General features: G+C 54.8%; 16 protein-coding genes. 7 read left to right on the top strand and 9 right to left on the bottom strand.

Going from position 1 to position 18,206, the window contains the following annotated elements:
* Positions 1-329: 329 nt before the first annotated feature.
* Genes hofQ through HU143_RS01705 form a run of 5 tightly spaced genes read right to left on the bottom strand, consistent with a single transcriptional unit; the run spans position 330 to position 3,640 of the window.
* A complete protein-coding gene (gene hofQ, locus HU143_RS01725; protein ID WP_023227445.1) occupies positions 330-1,559 on the bottom strand; it encodes a DNA uptake porin HofQ in 1,230 nt (409 codons plus the stop codon).
* The gene (locus HU143_RS01720) at positions 1,474-1,875 is read right to left on the bottom strand and encodes a HofP DNA utilization family protein (RefSeq protein ID WP_000868833.1); all 402 of its coding nucleotides are present in this window, start codon (positions 1,873-1,875) and stop codon (positions 1,474-1,476) included. Before HU143_RS01720 ends, hofQ begins: the two co-directional genes overlap by 86 nt.
* A complete protein-coding gene (locus HU143_RS01715) occupies positions 1,865-2,338 on the bottom strand; it encodes a hypothetical protein (protein WP_000992479.1) in 474 nt (157 codons plus the stop codon). Before HU143_RS01715 ends, HU143_RS01720 begins: the two co-directional genes overlap by 11 nt.
* Positions 2,322-2,861 carry a PilN domain-containing protein gene (locus tag HU143_RS01710; protein ID WP_000951382.1) on the bottom strand — a complete coding sequence of 180 codons (540 nt, stop codon included), beginning with the start codon at positions 2,859-2,861 and terminating at the stop codon, positions 2,322-2,324. Before HU143_RS01710 ends, HU143_RS01715 begins: the two co-directional genes overlap by 17 nt.
* Complete coding sequence (locus tag HU143_RS01705) at positions 2,861-3,640, bottom strand: hypothetical protein (RefSeq protein ID WP_023227444.1); 780 nt, start codon at positions 3,638-3,640, stop codon at positions 2,861-2,863. The genes HU143_RS01710 and HU143_RS01705 overlap by 1 nt, the downstream gene beginning before the upstream one ends.
* A 120-nt stretch (positions 3,641-3,760) precedes the next feature.
* Here HU143_RS01705 and mrcA point away from each other — a divergent pair, with 120 nt between their 5' ends.
* Positions 3,761-6,313 (top strand): peptidoglycan glycosyltransferase/peptidoglycan DD-transpeptidase MrcA, encoded by a 2,553-nt coding sequence (mrcA, locus tag HU143_RS01700; protein WP_053505561.1) that lies wholly within the window; start codon positions 3,761-3,763, stop codon positions 6,311-6,313.
* A 95-nt stretch (positions 6,314-6,408) separates the two neighbouring features.
* On the opposite strand, the gene nudE is transcribed toward mrcA, so the two are convergent.
* Positions 6,409-6,972: an ADP compounds hydrolase NudE gene (nudE, locus tag HU143_RS01695; RefSeq protein WP_000045725.1), complete on the bottom strand. Its 564-nt coding sequence runs from the start codon at positions 6,970-6,972 to the stop codon at positions 6,409-6,411.
* Between the two features lie 322 nt (positions 6,973-7,294).
* On the opposite strand from nudE, the gene igaA reads away from it, so the two are divergent.
* The 4 genes from igaA (at position 7,295) to hslO (ending at position 11,475) form a co-directional block, all read left to right on the top strand.
* Positions 7,295-9,427, top strand: a complete 2,133-nt coding sequence (igaA, locus tag HU143_RS01690) for an intracellular growth attenuator protein IgaA (RefSeq protein WP_021000848.1) — start codon at positions 7,295-7,297, stop codon at positions 9,425-9,427.
* A 64-nt stretch (positions 9,428-9,491) separates the two neighbouring features.
* A complete protein-coding gene (yrfG, locus tag HU143_RS01685; RefSeq protein ID WP_001522119.1) occupies positions 9,492-10,160 on the top strand; it encodes a GMP/IMP nucleotidase in 669 nt (222 codons plus the stop codon).
* Positions 10,161-10,170: 10 nt separating this feature from the next.
* Positions 10,171-10,572, top strand: a complete 402-nt coding sequence (hslR, locus tag HU143_RS01680) for a ribosome-associated heat shock protein Hsp15 (protein WP_000660721.1) — start codon at positions 10,171-10,173, stop codon at positions 10,570-10,572.
* 24 nt (positions 10,573-10,596) lie between these two features.
* Positions 10,597-11,475, top strand: a complete 879-nt coding sequence (gene hslO, locus HU143_RS01675; RefSeq protein ID WP_001135571.1) for an Hsp33 family molecular chaperone HslO — start codon at positions 10,597-10,599, stop codon at positions 11,473-11,475.
* 110 nt (positions 11,476-11,585) lie between these two features.
* Here the strand turns inward: hslO and HU143_RS01670 are convergent, their stop codons facing one another.
* Positions 11,586-13,295 carry a DUF4153 domain-containing protein gene (locus tag HU143_RS01670; RefSeq protein ID WP_023227442.1) on the bottom strand — a complete coding sequence of 570 codons (1,710 nt, stop codon included), beginning with the start codon at positions 13,293-13,295 and terminating at the stop codon, positions 11,586-11,588.
* Positions 13,296-13,674: 379 nt separating this feature from the next.
* Here HU143_RS01670 and pckA point away from each other — a divergent pair, with 379 nt between their 5' ends.
* Complete coding sequence (pckA, locus tag HU143_RS01665) at positions 13,675-15,294, top strand: phosphoenolpyruvate carboxykinase (ATP) (protein ID WP_001265689.1); 1,620 nt, start codon at positions 13,675-13,677, stop codon at positions 15,292-15,294.
* Positions 15,295-15,368: 74 nt separating this feature from the next.
* Here pckA and envZ read toward each other — a convergent pair whose 3' ends face one another.
* A complete protein-coding gene (gene envZ / locus HU143_RS01660) occupies positions 15,369-16,721 on the bottom strand; it encodes a two-component system sensor histidine kinase EnvZ (protein WP_023227441.1) in 1,353 nt (450 codons plus the stop codon).
* Positions 16,718-17,437, bottom strand: coding sequence for a two-component system response regulator OmpR (ompR, locus tag HU143_RS01655; RefSeq protein WP_001157751.1), 720 nt, complete (start codon positions 17,435-17,437; stop codon positions 16,718-16,720). The genes envZ and ompR overlap by 4 nt, the downstream gene beginning before the upstream one ends.
* 225 nt (positions 17,438-17,662) lie before the next feature.
* On the opposite strand from ompR, the gene greB reads away from it, so the two are divergent.
* On the top strand, positions 17,663-18,136 hold the full coding sequence (gene greB, locus HU143_RS01650; protein ID WP_000856695.1) for a transcription elongation factor GreB: 474 nt from the start codon (positions 17,663-17,665) through the stop codon (positions 18,134-18,136).
* The last annotated feature ends 70 nt before the right edge of the window (positions 18,137-18,206 follow it).

Here is an 18,206-nt window from a genome sequence, read left to right as displayed (position 1 = left end):
TGGCAACTGAATAAATCACCAAGCCTGATTGTTGCAAAACCCGAGTTAGCGTTGCCGAATGGCGACCAGAACAACATATCCGGCCTACAAATTGCTCTACTTTCAAACAATTGTGCGCAATCCGCAGAACCAATACGTCTGCATCAGCGGACATTCAGCCGTTTATCATCGGTCTTATGCACACCTTCGGCAAGGCAAAGCGCATTAATCAATGCGTAAGCAACGAAAAGCACGACTCTCAAATCGGTACTCCTTGTATGCTAAATACATCCGCACGTCAAATCCCGCAGATGCGTTCAGTGCAAAAACAGCGCTTTTTTATGCATAAATTATTCTGTCGCCACCAGTCTGGGGGTGATAAACACCACTAATTCGCGTCGCTCGTCCTCTTTGCCGTCATGGCGGAAGAGCTGACCAAGCCAGGGAATATCCCCCAACAGCGGCACGCTATCGCTACCCGATTTATTTTTTCGCGAAAAAATACCGCCCAGCGCCAGCGTCTCGCCGCTTTTTACCTCTACCTGCGTTTCAATTTCCTGTTTATCTATCGCCAGCACTTCGCCGTCAGCCTGTTGTAGTACCTGACCGGGGACATTCTGGCTGATATGTAACTTCAGGCGGATGCGCCCTTTTTGCAAAACGGTGGGCGTCACCTCCATTCCCAGCACCGCTTCTTTAAATTCCACGGAGGTCGCGCCGCTTTCGCCGCTGGAAACCTGATAAGGAATTTCGCTGCCTTGCTTGATACTGGCTGGCTGCAGATGGGAAGCCAGCAGCCGGGGGCTGGCGATAATATCCAACTGCTGCTTTTGCTCCAGCGCTGACAGCTCCAGATCCAGCAAGCGTCCGTTAATGCGCCCGATGTTAAACCCGACGCGTGAGGTGGCGGCGGCGACGGATAAATCACTGGAAAGCGTCGTCACGTCACCCACCGCGCCCGCTTGCGTCGCGTCAGCCAGCGTCCACTTTACGCCCAGTTCCCGTAGACTCTTTTCGTTAATGGTGACGATATGCGCCGCCAGCGCCACCGGCAGATCCATTTGCGATACCCATTTTTCCAGCTCCGCCAGGGCCGCGCGGTTATCGCGCAACAGCAGGCGGTTGGTGCGCTTATCTACCATGATGGTTCCCTTCGCGCTCAGGAGTTTCTCGCCCGCTTTCGCCAGTTCGCCGGCATCGGCGTATTGCAGGCTAATGCTGCGGTTTTCCAGCGGTAAATTAGCCTGAAGCCTTAACCGCTCGGCATCCTGCCGCGCACTGTGTTCTTTCTGCCAGGCCTGTGAATGAACATGGAGAATATTCCCCTCCTGACGTAGCACCAGCCCCGCGCTATTGACCACCGTCTGTAGCGCCTGTTTCCACGGCACATCCGTCAGATGTAGCGATAATGTCCCGCTGACGTCCGGCGACACCACCAGATTCTGCCGCTCCTGCTCGGCTAAAGTCTGCAAAACCTGCACCACAGGGACGTCATCAACCACTAGCGTCACTTTCGCCGCTTTTCCCGCCTGCGCGGCGGGCATCAAGGCTATCAGTATTATGGCTATCCATCGCTTCATTGTCCGCTCCCTGACGTAGCCACCGCCACTGCGGCGGCGCACAATTTTTACCGGTCGTTAACGTTAAGGCTTCCGCCGTCAGGCGGACAATCGTCCAACCGTTTTCCAGCGTCTGCCCTTCTTCCACTCGTCGCCATTTTTGCTGACTGTCTTTAAGAATGCCTGTCCATCGCTCGCCTTTACGCACCGCGCCCTGATATCGCCACTGCGAGAGTTCGGCTATCCGGCAGCGATCTTCCGGCGGGCGGAAGGGATCGCGCATTCCCGTCAACGTCAGCAAACAAAAACAGAGCAATACACCGCGGCTAACCTTCATTCGCCAGGCGCTCCAGTTGCAGCGTCATCAATAATTCCGCCCCCTCTCTACGCAATGAAAACCGACTTACGCTCATCTCGCTTTCGGCCAACCGGACAAACAGCGACGGCACCGCATCCCAGGACGTTTTCAGCGCCATTTCTCCCCCCTGCGCCGATGGCTGCCAGTGCAGCAAACGCAAGGGAGGCGCCTGGAAATCTAACGGCGAAAAAGGACGCGGATTTTCAACGGAGCCCCCGAAAAGCGGTTCAGCCGCGACGCTCAGACGGCGCAGATGACGCCACTGTTGCCGGGCGGCCTCGCGCTGCTGGCTTAACCGCGCATGTTGCGTATCCAGCGTTTTCCAGCCGGGATAGCCCACAGATAACGCGACCGTCAGCGTCAGGCACAGCACGCCTGCACACCAACAAAAAACCCGACCACGGCGCGACATCCCGTACCAGATATCAAAGAGCGCGTTCACGGGCGGCGCTCCTCGTTAACTGATAATGGAACTGCCAGCGCCCTTGCGCATCCTGCCGCGTGGCGCCCGTGCGGTTTAGCGGAAAACTGACATAGTGACGAAGCGATGTCTCAAGCGTGAGCAGGGCGTCAAACGTTCTCGCCAGCCCTTCCAGCTCTAGCGTCTCTTGCTGATAATTGAGGCTTGTCAGCCATGCCTGCTCTGGCAACAGGTTGGCAAGGTCAGTCAAGATAGATTGCCAGGCTTGCGTCAGTTCACGCTGCGCCTGACGTTGTAATCGCGCCTGTTGCTGTCGCTGACGCTGCTGCAACTGCGGTATGTTCGCCGCAAGCGCCGTCGTGTGTCCGTTTTCCGCCGTTAGTAGCAGTTCATTAATCCTCCCCTCCTGCCAAAAAACCAACCGGGCGATCGTCGCGAGGCTTGCTATCAGCAGCAGGGATGCGCCCCATACCACGCACCACAGCCGCAGACGCGCTACGTAATGTTGGCGCCGCCAGGGGAGCAAATTGACAGAATGCGCCATCAGCGTATCTCCCCCATGGCTAAACCCAGCGCAATCGCAAAGCGATAACCGTCCGGCGGAACCGGCGGTTGGCGGACGGTAACGGCGCGCCAGGGGTCGAACTCGCCTTCGGCGCATAATGAAATATGTTCCGGCACGACGGATAACGTCGCGGCAAGGTCATGCAGCGTCGTCGCCTCGCGCGCCGATTTACGCCCCCACGCATAGCGCGTCGCCCACAGCCACTGGCTCTCATCGCGCCAGACCAGACATTGCCGCCCCGAAGGTATAAACGGCAGCAAGCGCTGTAACGCGCAGGCATCGGGCGTTACAGCAGCGATGCGCACATTGAGCGTTTGCGCCAGCGTTAACAGCGCTGAAATTTCTTTGCTTTGCACGGCGGTAACGTTGAACGCGGGGCTCAGCGCATCGTCCTGAAAGTCGAAACGCAATAAGTCCGGATCCATATCCAGCTCACGCGCCATCGTTTGTGAAAGCCATGCGACTTGCTCACGTTCCCGCAGACGCATCGGCGGATGTGGAAAAGCGCGTTGCAATGTCCGATTTGCGGGAAAAGAGAGATAAATACGGTGACGTAGCGGCAGCTCGCGGCTCCAGGGTCGCAGTACGTGAGCCAGCGATTGCGGGTCAGGAATCGAACCCTCTGCCGTCGAGGCGTTCATCAGCGGCAGTCGCCACCAACGTTGCAGGGACCAGCCCGATGCGCCGCGAATAACGGCGATGGCCAGCGCTTCATGCTGCTGAATATGCAATCCTATTTGCCAGGTTTTAAAAGCCATAACGGTCGATCTCCTTATCACCCGTCGCGTTAACGGGTATATCAATGCGTCTGGCTTGCCTTTATACTACCGCGCGTTTGTTTATAAACTGCCCAAATGACACTAAATGGGAAATCTCCAGTGAAGTTCGTAAAGTATTTATTGATCCTTGCAGTATGTTGCATCCTGCTGGGAGCAGGCTCGATTTATGGCCTTTATCGCTATATTGAGCCACAGCTACCTGACGTCGCGACATTGAAAGATGTGCGTTTGCAAATTCCGATGCAGGTTTACAGCGCGGATGGCGAACTTATCGCGCAATATGGCGAAAAACGCCGTATTCCCGTTACGCTCGATCAAATTCCGCCGGAAATGATCAACGCCTTTATCGCCACCGAAGATAGCCGCTTTTATGAGCATCACGGCATTGACCCGGTAGGTATTTTCCGTGCGGCCAGCGTCGCGCTCTTCTCCGGTCATGCATCGCAGGGAGCAAGTACCATTACCCAGCAACTGGCGCGAAACTTCTTCCTTAGCCCCGAACGCACGCTGATGCGCAAGATCAAGGAAGCGTTTCTGGCGATTCGTATTGAGCAGTTGCTGAATAAAAATGAGATCCTCGAACTCTATCTGAACAAGATCTATCTCGGCTACCGCGCCTATGGCGTTGGCGCGGCGGCACAGGTCTACTTTGGTAAGACGGTCGATCAGCTTAGCCTAAGCGAAATGGCGGTTATCGCCGGGCTACCTAAAGCGCCTTCTACCTTTAACCCGCTCTACTCGATGGATCGGGCGGTGGCGCGCCGTAACGTAGTGCTTTCGCGAATGTTAAGCGAGGGATATATCACTCAGGCGCAGTACGATCAGGCCCGTAGCGAACCTATCGACGCAAATTATCACGCGCCGGAAATCGCCTTCTCCGCACCTTATCTGTCGGAAATGGTGCGCCAGGAAATGTATAACCGTTATGGCGAAAGCGCCTACGAAGATGGTTATCGTATTTACACGACCATCACCCGCAAAGTGCAGCAGGCCGCGCAACAGGCGGTGCGTAATAACGTGCTGAACTATGACATGCGCCACGGTTATCGCGGCCCGGCGAATGTGCTATGGAAAGTGGGCGAAACGGCGTGGGACAGTAAAAAAATTACCGATACGTTGAAAGCGTTACCGACCTACGGACCGCTGCTTCCCGCCGTGGTCACCAGCGCTAATCCGCAAGGGGCGACCGCTGCGCTTGCCGACGGTACGTCCGTTTCGCTACATATGGAAGGAATGCGTTGGGCGCGGCCTTACCGCTCGGATACACAGCAGGGGCCGACGCCGCGTAAAGTTACCGATGTCGTCCAGACAGGTCAGCAAATCTGGGTTCGTCAGGTGGATAACGACTGGTGGCTGGCGCAGGTACCGGAAGTGAACTCCGCGCTGGTTTCGCTTAACCCGCAAACAGGCGCGGTACTGGCGCTGGTCGGCGGTTTCGATTTTAATCAGAGTAAATTTAACCGCGCGACGCAAGCTTTGCGTCAGGTGGGGTCGAACATCAAACCGTTCCTCTACACCGCCGCAATGGATAAAGGGCTGACGCTCGCCAGTATGCTCAACGATGTGCCGATTTCCCGCTGGGACGCCGGGGCAGGTTCAGACTGGCGTCCGAAAAACTCCCCGCCGCAGTACGCCGGACCGATTCGTTTACGCCAGGGGCTGGGGCAGTCGAAAAACGTGGTGATGGTACGCGCCATGCGCGCCATGGGCGTCGACTATGCGGCGGAATATCTGCAACGCTTCGGCTTCCCGGCGCAGAATATCGTGCATACCGAATCGCTGGCGCTGGGCTCCGCCTCCTTCACGCCGATGCAGGTTGCGCGCGGTTATGCGGTGATGGCGAACGGCGGTTTCCTGATCGACCCGTATTTCATCAGCAAGATTGAGAACGATCAGGGCGGCGTGATCTTCGAAGCGAAACCGAAAATCGCCTGCCCGGAGTGCGATATCCCGGTCATTTACGGCAATACGCAGAAATCCGACGTGCTGGAAAACACCAATGTGGAAGAGGTCGCGGTTTCGCAAGAGCAGCAAAACAGCGCCGTACCTATGCCTGAGCTGGAACAGGCAAACCAGGCGCTGGTCGCGCAAAACGGCACGCAGGAATACGCGCCGCATGTGATCAATACGCCGCTGGCGTTTCTGATTAAAAGCGCGCTGAACACCAATATCTTCGGCGAACCCGGCTGGATGGGTACCGGATGGCGTGCGGCGCGCGACCTTAAACGTCGCGATATCGGCGGCAAAACCGGTACGACCAACAGCTCGAAAGACGCATGGTTCTCCGGCTATGGTCCTGGCGTCGTCACTTCCGTATGGATCGGCTTTGACGATCACCGCCGTGATTTAGGCCGCACCACCGCTTCCGGCGCGATCAAAGATCAAATCTCCGGCTATGAGGGCGGCGCGAAGAGCGCGCAACCTGCATGGGACGCCTATATGAAAGCCGTGCTGGAAGGCGTGCCGGAACAGCCGCTAACGCCGCCGCCGGGCATCGTCACGGTGAATATCGACCGCAGTACCGGACAACTGGCGAGCGGCGGTAACAGCCGTGAAGAGTATTTCATCGAAGGCACGCAGCCGACACAACAGGCGGTACACGAGGTGGGAACCACCATTATTGATAATGGTGAAACACACGAACTGTTCTGATCAAAAAAGGCGCTCCGGCGCCTTTTTTATTGTGTTTAGCGGATGACGGCGAACGGGGAGACGAACTTTCCGTTGGCTTGATCAACGCAGCGCCATCAGGCAATTCGGCCCTGCGCTTTCAACCACTCGCGTACCAGAAACAGCGCGCTGACGTTGCGGGCCTCGTTAAAATCGGGGTCTTCCAGCAGATCCATTAAATGCGCCAGCGGCCAGCGAACCTGCGGCAATGGCTCAGGCTCGTCGCCTTCCAGCGACTCCGGATAGAGATCTTCCGCCACCACGATATTCATTTTGCTGGAAAAATAAGAGGGCGCCATGCTGAGTTTTTTTAAGAAGGTCAGGTTATGCGCGCCAAACCCGACCTCTTCTTTGAGCTCCCGGTTCGCCGCTTCAAAAACGGTCTCGCCCGGGTCGATCAATCCTTTCGAGAAGCCCAGCTCATAGGATTCGGTTCCCACCGCATACTCACGAATAAGAATCAGATGCTCATCAACGATCGGCACAATCATTACCGCCTCACGGGTTGATGGTCGCATACGTTCATACACGCGACGCACGCCGTTGCTGAACTCCAGATCCACGCTTTCTACGTTAAACAGTCGGGATTGTGCGACGGTTTCCACTTTCAGAATGGTGGGTTTTTGTAATGATTTGCTCATTGTGAGAATCTTTGCAGTGTAATCTGTGGTCATTGTGCGACATACCGCACGGTTTCGGCAATGCGAATTGCCGTTTATTTACATTTATGTAACGTAATAAAAATTAATTCTTATTTCAAATTAAAAGTCAATAGGTTGAAATAACTCCAGGAATTTGCTGATATTCCGTTTTTGGTGGTATTGCTATGATTTGCCTTCACTGGGATGCGCTTTACAATGCTCAAGTTCAACTCCACGCTTGCCGATAGCCAACCACAGAAAAATGTTTATTGGACAGGGTGCGACTGACCACGCCTGACAGACTTAGTAAGATGGGGAAAGCATGAGCACCATTCTGATTTTTATAGCTGCTTTGCTGGCCTGCTCTCTACTGGCAATATGGCGGTTCCGGGTAAAGTCCAGACGAGGAAGCTTACCGTGGATCAGCGCCTTTCAGGACGCGCAAACGCGTAAACTGTTGCCCGAAGAGCGCAGCGCGGTAGAAAACTATCTCGATAACCTTAGCCAGATCCAGCAAGTTCCGGGGCCGACAGGCGCCAGTGCTGCGCCCATCTCGCTGACGCTGAACGCGGAAAGCAACAGTGTCGTGATACTGACCCACTCCATCACCCGCTACGGCATTACCACTGACGATCCTAATAAATGGCGCTACTACCTCGACTCCGTCGAAGTCCATCTGCCGCCTTTCTGGGAACAGTACATCAATGATGAAAACAACGTTGAGCTGATCCTCACGGATACGCTGCCGCTGGTGATCTCTTTAAACGGCCATACGCTGCAAGAGTATATGCAGGAGTCGCGCGGCTACGCGTTACAGAATACGGCCTCTACGCAGGCGTCGATTCGCGGCGAAGAGAGCGAGCAGATTGAGCTGTTGAACATCCGTCAGGAGACCCACGAAGAATATGCGCTCAGCCGCCCGGCTGGCTTGCGCGAAGCGTTGTTAATCGTCGCCTCCTTTTTGTTATTCTTTTTCTGTCTGATAACGCCAGACGTTTTTGTACCGTGGATGATAGGCGGCGCTATCCTGCTGCTGGCAGCCGGACTTTGGGGGCTTTTTGCGCCGCCGTCGAAAAGCGCGCTGCGGGAAATTCACTGTCTGCGGGGAACGCCCCGCCGCTGGGGACTGTTTGGGGAGAATAATCAGGAGCAGATTAACAATATTTCGCTGGGCATCATCGACCTTATTTACCCTGCCCACTGGCAACCCTACATTACGCAGGATCTTGGGCAACAAACGGATATTGATATTTACCTTGATCGCCATGTCGCCCGCCAGGGCCGTTTTTTATCCCTGCATGATGAAGTGAAAAACTTCCCGTTGCAGCACTGGTTACGCAGCACTGTTATTGCTATCGGTTCGCTGCTGGTGTTGTTTATGCTGCTGTTCTGGATCCCGCTGGATATGCCAATCAAGTTCACGCTATCGTGGATGAAAGGCGCGCAAACCATTGAAGCGACAACGGTAAAACAGCTTGAAAAGGCTGGCGTGCGGGTGGGCGATACGCTGCACCTGAGCGGTAAAGGAATGTGTAATATTCATTCCGGGGCGACCTGGAGCGGCCAGTCTAACTCCCCGTTTATGCCGTTCGATTGCTCGCAAATCATCTGGAATGACGCGCCTGCGCTACCGCTGCCGGAATCAGATCTGGTGAATAAAGCGATGGCGCTAAGCCAGGCGGTAAATCGTCAGCTCCATCCAAAACCCGAAGACGACTCGCGCGTCAGCGCATCTTTACGCTCCGCGATACAAAAATCGGGCATGGTATTATTAGATGACTTTGGCGATATTGTTCTGAAAACCGCTGATTTGTGCGCGGCGGAAGACGAGTGCGTGCGTCTGAAAAATGCGCTGGTTAATCTCGGTAACAGTAAGGACTGGAACGCGCTGGTGAAACGCGCGAACGCCGGCAAACTGGACGGCGTCAACGTGCTGCTACGCCCCGTAAGCGCAGAGTCGCTGGAAAATCTGGTCACGACCTCAACGGCGCCGTTTATTTCTCGCGAGACCGCGCGTGCCGCCCAGTCGCTGAATAGCCCCGCTCCCGGCGGATTCCTGATCGCCAGCGATGAAGGCAGCGAACTGGTTGATCAGGCCTGGCCGTCAACGCCGCTGTATGACTATCCCGCGCAGGAACAGTGGAGCGCCTTCCAGCGTCTGGCGCAAACGCTCATGCAGACGCCATTTAGCGCCGAGGGCATTGTCACCAGCGTGTATACCGATGCCAACGGCACGCAGCATATCAGCCTGCATCGTATCCCCGATAAATCCGGCTGGTGGCGTTACCTCGGCACCACGCTGCTGATGCTGGCAATGATAGTGAGCGCGGTCTACAACGGCCTTCAGGCGTTCAGACGTTATCAACGCCACCGTACCCGTATGGCGGACATCCAGGAATACTATGAAAGCTGCCTCAATCCCAGGTTAACCGTCTCTCCGGAAAATCTCATCTGATAGCGCCGCCGTGCGACAGGGTATGCTACCCTGTCGCGCAAATTGCGTTACCCTGGAGTTCCCCATGCATATTGATATTGACTGGCAAAACGTGGATACCGTTTTGCTGGATATGGACGGCACGCTGCTCGATCTCGCGTTCGATAACTATTTCTGGCAAAAGCTGGTACCGGAAACCTACGGCGCGCAGCAGGGTATTTCGCCGCAGGACGCGCAGGAATATATTCGCCAGCAGTATCATGCCGTACAGCATACGCTAAACTGGTACTGTCTGGATTACTGGAGCGAGCGTCTGGGTCTGGATATTTGCGCCATGACGACGGCGCAAGGGCCGCGCGCCGTTTTGCGCGACGATACCGTACCGTTTCTGAATGCGTTAAAAGCCAGCGGAAAACGTCGGATTCTGCTCACCAATGCGCATCCACATAACCTGGCGGTGAAGCTGGAGCATACCGGTCTGGCCTCACACCTTGATTTATTACTTTCCACCCACACATTTGGTTATCCCAAAGAGGATCAGCGGTTATGGCGCGCTGTCACTGAGGAAACGGGAATAAACGCAGAGAAAACGCTGTTTATCGATGACAGCGAACCGATTCTCGACGCCGCTGCCCGGTTTGGTATTCGCTACTGTCTTGGCGTGACGAATCCCGATTCCGGCCTGGCGGAAAAGCAATATACGCGCCATCCGTCCCTGAACGATTACCGCCGTCTGATCCCCTCGCTGAAGTGAAGGAGACGCCATGAAAGAAAAGTCCTCCGTTGAGGTCAGACTGGATAAATGGCTGTGGGCCGCGCGTTTTTATAAAACCCGCGCGCTGGCCCGCGAGATGATTGAAGGCGGTAAGGTGCATTACAACGGCCAGCGCAGTAAGCCGAGCAAAATCGTCGAGCTGAACGCAACCCTTACCCTGCGTCAGGGAAATGACGAACGGACGGTGATCGTTAAAGCCATCACCGAACAGCGCCGTCCGGCCAGCGAAGCCGTCGCTCTGTATGAAGAGACGGCGGAAAGCGTGGAAAAACGCGAAAAAATGGCGCAGGCGCGCAAGCTTAACGCCCTGACCATGCCGCATCCGGACAGGCGACCGGACAAGAAAGAGCGCCGCGACCTGTTACGATTTAAACACGGCGACAGCGAATAACTGTCACCCGCAAGAGAGATGATTATGCCGCAACATGACCAATTACATCGTTATCTGTTTGAAAACTTTGCCGTTCGCGGCGAGCTGGTGACCGTTTCGGAAACCTTGCAACAGATCCTCGACAATCATACCTACCCGCAGCCGGTGAAAACCGTACTGGCCGAACTGCTGGTCGCCACTAGCCTGCTGACCGCAACGCTGAAGTTTGCCGGTGACATTACGGTACAGCTCCAGGGCGACGGGCCGTTAAGCCTGGCGGTGATCAATGGCAATAATCAGCAGCAGATGCGCGGCGTGGCTCGCGTTCAGGGCGACATCCCTGACAATGCGGATCTCAAAACGCTGGTTGGCAACGGCTATCTGGTGATCACCATTACGCCGGAAGAGGGTGAACGCTATCAGGGCGTGGTGGGTCTGGAAGGCGATACTCTGGCGGCGTGCCTGGAAGATTACTTCCTGCGCTCCGAGCAGTTGCCGACGCGCCTGTTTATTCGTACCGGCGATGTCGACGGTAAACCGGCGGCAGGTGGAATGTTGCTCCAGGTGATGCCGGCACAGAACGCGCAGGCGGAGGATTTCGACCATCTGGCTATGTTGACGGAAACCATTAAAAGCGAAGAGCTGCTGACGTTACCGGCAAATGACGTGCTGTGGCGTTTGTATCACGAAGAAGAAGTCACGCTCTACGATCCGCAAGATGTTGAATTCAAATGCACCTGTTCACGCGAACGTTGCGCGGGCGCGCTGAAAACATTGCCGGATGAAGAAGTGGACAGCATTCTGGCGGAAGAAGGTGAAATCGATATGCACTGCGATTACTGCGGCAATCATTACCTGTTCAATGCGATGGATATCGCGGAGATCCGTAACAACGCCTCTCCTGCCGATCCACAGGTTCATTAATCGCCTCGTAGTCGGCAACGTCATTGCCTGATGGCGCTGCGCTTATCTGGCCTACAGCATCCTGCTCCGTAGGCCGGATAAGGCATTTATGCCGCCATCCGGCAAAAAGCTTACTCGTTGTAGTAATCCACATCCAACCGCTTACCATTAACAATGATATCGCGCCAGGCTTTGGGGGCTGAGTATAACTGATGCCCGGCAATCGCGTGCAACAGTTGCGTCTTAGAAAACCCGTCCGGCAATCGGGCGAACGCTTTCTGCGTCCATTTCCCCTCTTTTAAGCCGTAGACCTGGCTCTCGGCAACAATAAAGTTATACAGCACCTGCTCAGGCTGACCGTCGCCGTTAAGATCCTGACTCACCAGCACGCAGGCATCCGGTTCAAGGCAGGAAGCGCCCGAATAACTCTGCTCTTTGACAAACGCCCAAAATGCGGCATCCGGCTTCTGGCTACCGGGCGCAATCATCACCACCCGCGCTAAATCGTCCGCCGTCGGAGAGACCTTATTTCTCTGCAAAAACGTCATCAGTTCACGATTGCGCTTTCTGTTCTGCGTAAACGCCTCGTCATCCCGCAACGATTTCAGCGCTTCCTGGCCAGGTTTGCCGCTGTGATCCAGCATATACAGGCTGATCTGATCCGCAGTAATTTTACCGCTATGGTAACGCGCCATATGGCTGTTGACGCTAATACGCCAGACATCAAGTACAGGCGAGGCCAGCAACAGCAATATCACCAGCGTCAACAAAGAGACGCTTAGTATCACCTTGCCTTGCCACTCACCAGGGTCGCGTCCGCGGCGTAACAGACCGATCAGATAACCGAAGGACCATATCAGCAAGACAGACACCGTCAGCGCGCCATACAAACGATCCGGCGTCCAGCCGTATTGCTGAATGCGTACCCATAGCGCCCAGCCCGCCAGCAGCATATATATCGGGGCAACGCACAGCGAGGCGCTAATCAAACCGCGTAATACGCGCGGATAGGGTAATACGCGCTTTTGCGGTTCGTTGACAATCGCCACGAGGAGCAGCAGCATCAGCGTCAGCGTGGATAGCAGCCCCGCAGCGGAAACACGCGCAGAAATCGCCTCCAGTCCGGTAAAGGGTAACGTCACAATAAACAGCAATGCCAGCAGCGACACCACTGGCAGTAAACCCGTCGCGATCAGCGTCAGCAGCTTTTGCACCGCCGCTACAAGGCGCGACTGCGTGCGGGCGAGAATGACCGCCAGTGCCGTAATCAAGCCGATGGTCACATAAATAAAGGCTTCAGTTTCAAAGAAAAGGGTGCTGAAAAAGCGGATGCCCACCAGCCTGAATAGCGCGCTCCAGAGCAGAAGCACCAGCCAGAACAGTCCGTTAGCGACCAGGACGATAAACAATGTCAGTACGTTATGCCATAACCGCAGATAAAACTGGGGATAACGCGCCGAACCGGTTTGCGAATGTAGCTGATATTGCATCCAGGGTAATACCAGCATCGCCATCAACACAAGCCGGAGACCATACAGCCAGAGGAGCTCGGCCAGACGCCATTTCTCCACCGCCTCAACCTGCCATTTCAGCCAGCCGCTCATTGCCAGCACGACCACAAAGATCAGCCCCAGCCAGCCCCACAGCGCGCGCTGTTTAAAAGAGACCACGGTAAGCAATAGCATTGACGACAACGCTATCGTCGCAGGCATACCATAGAACAGCCAGTCGCTATTTTGTGGTACCAGCCAGGCCATCAGCAGGTAGCACAAGACGCCCTGCAGCAAACCGGTGAGCAACATACCCCAGCGAGTAGTACGTGAAAGCGCTACACTTTCCATGTCGTTATCCAGAATGATGAGAAAGTCGCATTATTGCATCATCTGTTCACCGCCAGGCGTCGTCATGCATAATTCAGAAAAAAACGCAGAGAGGTGAATCGATATTGTTAATGTTGGTGTTACGTAACTTTCTTACATGAATGCGATTACAGTCACATTATGTCGGTCAAAAACACTTCCTTTTAACGTTTTCAGAACATTTTCCACAACAAAAGTAGGTTTCCTGCCATAATAACCGCCGCTGCGTGACAGGAGTCACAGTGTTTTTCGTCAATCGTGATTTTGTCCAGATACGTAAATCTATGAGCCTTGTCGCGGTTAACCAACCTCAAAAAACCTTACTATTTTCGGTAATATATATTGGCTAAGGAGCAGTGATATGCGCGTTAACAATTTAACCCCGCAAGATCTCAAGGCTTATGGTATCAACGACGTCCAGGATATCGTTTACAATCCCAGCTACGACACCCTTTATCAGGAAGAACTTAATCCTGGTCTGGAAGGCTATGAGCGTGGCGTGTTAACTAACCTGGGCGCTGTTGCCGTTGATACCGGTATTTTTACCGGTCGTTCGCCTAAGGATAAGTATATTGTTCGCGACGACACCACGCGTGATACGCTGTGGTGGTCCGATAAGGGTAAAGGTAAAAACGATAATAAGCCGCTTTCCCAGGAAACCTGGCAACACCTGAAAGGTCTGGTGACGCATCAGCTTTCCGGTAAACGCTTATTCATTGTTGATGCGTTCTGCGGCGCAAATGCCGATACGCGTCTTTCCGTGCGCTTTATTACGGAAGTCGCCTGGCAGGCCCACTTCGTTAAAAATATGTTCATTCGCCCAACGGACGAAGAGCTGGTAGGCTTCAAACCTGACTTTATTGTCATGAACGGCGCGAAGTGCACCAACCCGCAGTGGAAAGAGCAAGGGCTGAACTCGGAAAACTTCGTGGCGTTCAACCTGACTGAACGTATTCAGCTTATTGGCGGCACCTGGTACGGCGGCGAAATGAAAAAAGGGATGTTCTCGGTAATGAACTACCTGCTGCCGCTAAAAGGTATCGCCTCAATGCACTGTTCCGCCAACGTGGGTGAAAAAGGCGATGTCGCGGTCTTCTTCGGCCTTTCCGGTACCGGAAAAACCACTCTCTCCACCGACCCGAAACGTCGTCTGATTGGCGATGATGAGCACGGTTGGGATGACGACGGCGTGTTCAACTTTGAAGGCGGCTGCTACGCCAAAACCATCAAACTGTCGAAAGAAGCGGAGCCAGAAATTTATCATGCGATTCGCCGTGATGCGCTGCTGGAAAACGTCACCGTGCGCGAAGACGGCACCGTTGATTTCGACGATGGTTCCAAAACCGAAAACACCCGCGTCTCTTACCCGATCTATCATATCGATAACATCGTTAAGCCCGTGTCCAAAGCAGGTCACGCCACCAAGGTTATCTTCCTGACGGCGGATGCTTTCGGCGTGTTGCCGCCGGTTTCCCGTTTAACCGCTAACCAGACGCAGTACCACTTCCTGTCGGGTTTCACCGCTAAACTGGCCGGCACCGAACGCGGCGTCACCGAACCGACCCCCACCTTCTCCGCCTGCTTCGGCGCCGCGTTCCTGACGCTGCACCCGACGCAGTATGCTGAGGTGCTGGTGAAACGTATGCAGGCAGCAGGCGCGCAGGCTTATCTGGTTAACACCGGCTGGAATGGCACCGGCAAACGTATCTCCATCAAAGATACGCGCGCAATTATCGACGCCATTCTGAACGGTTCTCTTGATAACGCGGAAACCTTCCGTCTGCCGCTGTTCGATCTGGCGATCCCGACTGAACTGCCAGGCGTGGATACCCACATTCTCGACCCGCGTAACACCTACGCGTCGCCGGAACAATGGCAGGAAAAAGCCACCGCGCTGGCGAAACTGTTCATTGAGAACTTCGAGAAGTATACGGATACCCCGGCAGGCGAAGCGCTGGTTAGCGCCGGACCGAAGCTGTAAGGAACAGGCCGGATGGCGGCTTTGAATTGCGTCATCCGGCGTCAAGAAGAAAGGGAGGGTAATACCTCCCTTTCCTATGCCTCTTTTGTCGTCCCCTGGACGCGAGCCACAGGAACCGGCAGCCAGGCGCGAATTGACAATCCGCCACGCTCGCTGGTCCCAATCTCCAGCCTCCCGTTATGGTTATCGATAATGCGCTGCACAATCGCCAGCCCCAGCCCTGTACCGCTGGTGCTACGGGCGCTGTCGCCGCGCACAAAAGGCTGGAACAGATGTTTACGCTGCTCCGGCTTAATGCCCGGCCCGTCATCTTCTACCTGAAACCAGGCGCGATGCGACTCGGTGCCGCTGCTGACCTTAATCCAGCCGTTGCCATAGCGGGCAGCATTGACCACCATATTCGCCACCGCGCGCTTAATCGAGAGCGGGTGCATTTTCACCTGGATACTGCCTGCCTGAAGCGCAGTGTTAATCTCACGCTCATAGCCGCTTTCCGCCGCAATCACCTCGCCCAGTACGGAATTGAGATCCGCCATCTCCATTGGCATTTCCTGACCGGTACGCAGATAGTCAATAAACTGTTCGATAATGGCGTTACACTCTTCGATGTCTTTATTGATCGACTCCGCGAGATAACCGTCTTCCTCGCCCATCATCTCCGTCGCCAGACGAATACGGGTCAGCGGCGTGCGCAAGTCGTGGCTGACGCCCGCCATCAATAGCGTACGGTCATCGGCCAATTGTTTCACGCCGGCTGCCATATGGTTAAACGCCCGGGTCACAGAGCGCACCTCAGAGGCGCCATATTCACGCAGCGGCGGCGGAATAATTCCCTTCCCTACCTGCAAGGCGGCATGTTCAAGATCCACTAACGGTCGATTCTGTATACGAATAAACAGCCACGCGCCGCCTATCGCCAGGAGCATGATCGCCAGCGTGTAACGGAAAAGCGGAGAAAAATCGCCCTGATGAATCTCGGTCAGCGGCACGCGCACCCAGATATTGGGCGACAGCCAGGTTTTGAGCCACACGACGGGCGAGCTTTTGTTGACCTCAACGCGCACTTCCGTCGGGCCGCCTAATTGCTGCGCCATCTGGTGGCTTAAGAATTCGTAGTGTTGCGCCCAACGCAACCCGGCCTCTTCGGCGGCTTCGTTGGTGTAGAGAGAGATCCCCAGCTCGCGATAGATTTCCCGGCGAAACGCAGGCGGCACGACTAACTGCGTGCCGTCCTCCAGTTGCAGCTTATCGGTCATCAGCATACGGACTTCGTAAGCCAGAACCTTATTAAACTGCTGGAGGCTCGGCAAAATCGCGAAGTTCAGCACCACCAGGTAGGTCGTCACCAGGCTGACGAACAGCAAGGTGACGATGAGCAACAGCGTGCGGGCAAATGAACTTCGCGGCGAGAAGCGCATTCGCCTCATGCTTTAGAACCGTCCGGTACGAAGACGTAGCCCAGGCCCCATACGGTCTGAATATAACGCGGATGCGCCGGATCTTCTTCCACCATACGGCGCAGGCGGGAGATCTGGACGTCGATGGAGCGTTCCATCGCGGAATACTCGCGACCACGGGCCAGATTCATCAGCTTATCGCGAGAGAGCGGCTCGCGCGGATGGCTGACTAACGCTTTCAGTACCGCAAACTCCCCGCTGGTCAGCGGCATCGGTTCATCTTCACGGAACATCTCGCGCGTACCGAGGTTCAGTTTAAACTTACCGAACGCGATAACGGCCTCTTCCTGCGACGGCGCGCCGGGCAGTTCGTTTGCCTGACGACGCAACACGGCGCGAATACGCGCCAACAGCTCGCGCGGGTTAAACGGTTTAGGAATGTAGTCATCGGCACCGATTTCCAGCCCGACGATACGGTCAACCTCTTCACCCTTCGCCGTGACCATAATGATCGGCATTGGATTACTTTGACTACGCAGGCGACGACAAATCGACAGACCATCTTCACCTGGCAGCATTAAATCCAGTACCATGAGATGGAAAGATTCACGGGTCAGCAGACGATCCATCTGCTCGGCGTTAGCGACGCTTCGAACCTGGAAGCCCTGCTCGGTCAGATAACGTTCCAGTAGCGCCCGCAGACGCATATCGTCATCAACCACCAGAATCTTATAATTCTCTTGCATTGTCTGTACTCCCAAAGGTTCGCAACAAATGTAAGTGTGTATTCTTAAAAAAGCTCACGTGAGTCACCAGCAAATTCTGGTATGAATTTCAGGCTAAATTGTTACAAAGCATATTTAACAGCAGCTTAAATATACAATTAATCGGCAACCCCATTATTTATTCTGTCGGGACGATCACGTTATACCCCGTGTGCGCAATATCGACAGCAAAGGTAAATCAACGAGATGAAAACGCCCCTGATCACCCGCGAAGGGTACGAAACACTCAAACAAGAGCTCAATTATCTCTGGCGTGAAGAGCGCCCGGAGGTCACCAAAAAAGTGACCTGGGCTGCGAGTCTGGGCGACCGCAGCGAGAATGCCGACTATCAGTATAATAAAAAGCGCCTGCGTGAGATCGACAGACGCGTCAGATATCTGACCAAATGCATGGAAAATCTCAAAATCGTGGATTATTCCCCGCAGCAGGAGGGCAAAGTCTTCTTCGGCGCCTGGGTGGAAATCGAAAATGATGACGGCGATACGCTGAAGTTCCGCATTGTCGGCTACGATGAAATTTTCGGACGTAAGGATTACATCTCTATCGACTCGCCGATGGCGCGGGCGCTACTGAAAAAAGAAGTGGGCGATCTGGCGGTGGTCAACACCCCTGTCGGCGAAGCAAACTGGTACGTCAATGCGATCGAATACGTCAAATAAGACAAGAAGAATCCTAAGCCCCCGCTGATGGCTGGCATTTTTGCCAGCCAATCCGTATAACTATCCCCTG

This window comes from Salmonella sp. SJTUF14076, assembly GCF_015534835.1.
In the GTDB taxonomy this organism is placed as follows: Bacteria; Pseudomonadota; Gammaproteobacteria; order Enterobacterales; family Enterobacteriaceae; genus Salmonella; species Salmonella enterica.
The sequence above is the reverse complement of the archived record's forward strand: the minus strand, read 5'-3'. Positions and strand labels throughout refer to the sequence as shown.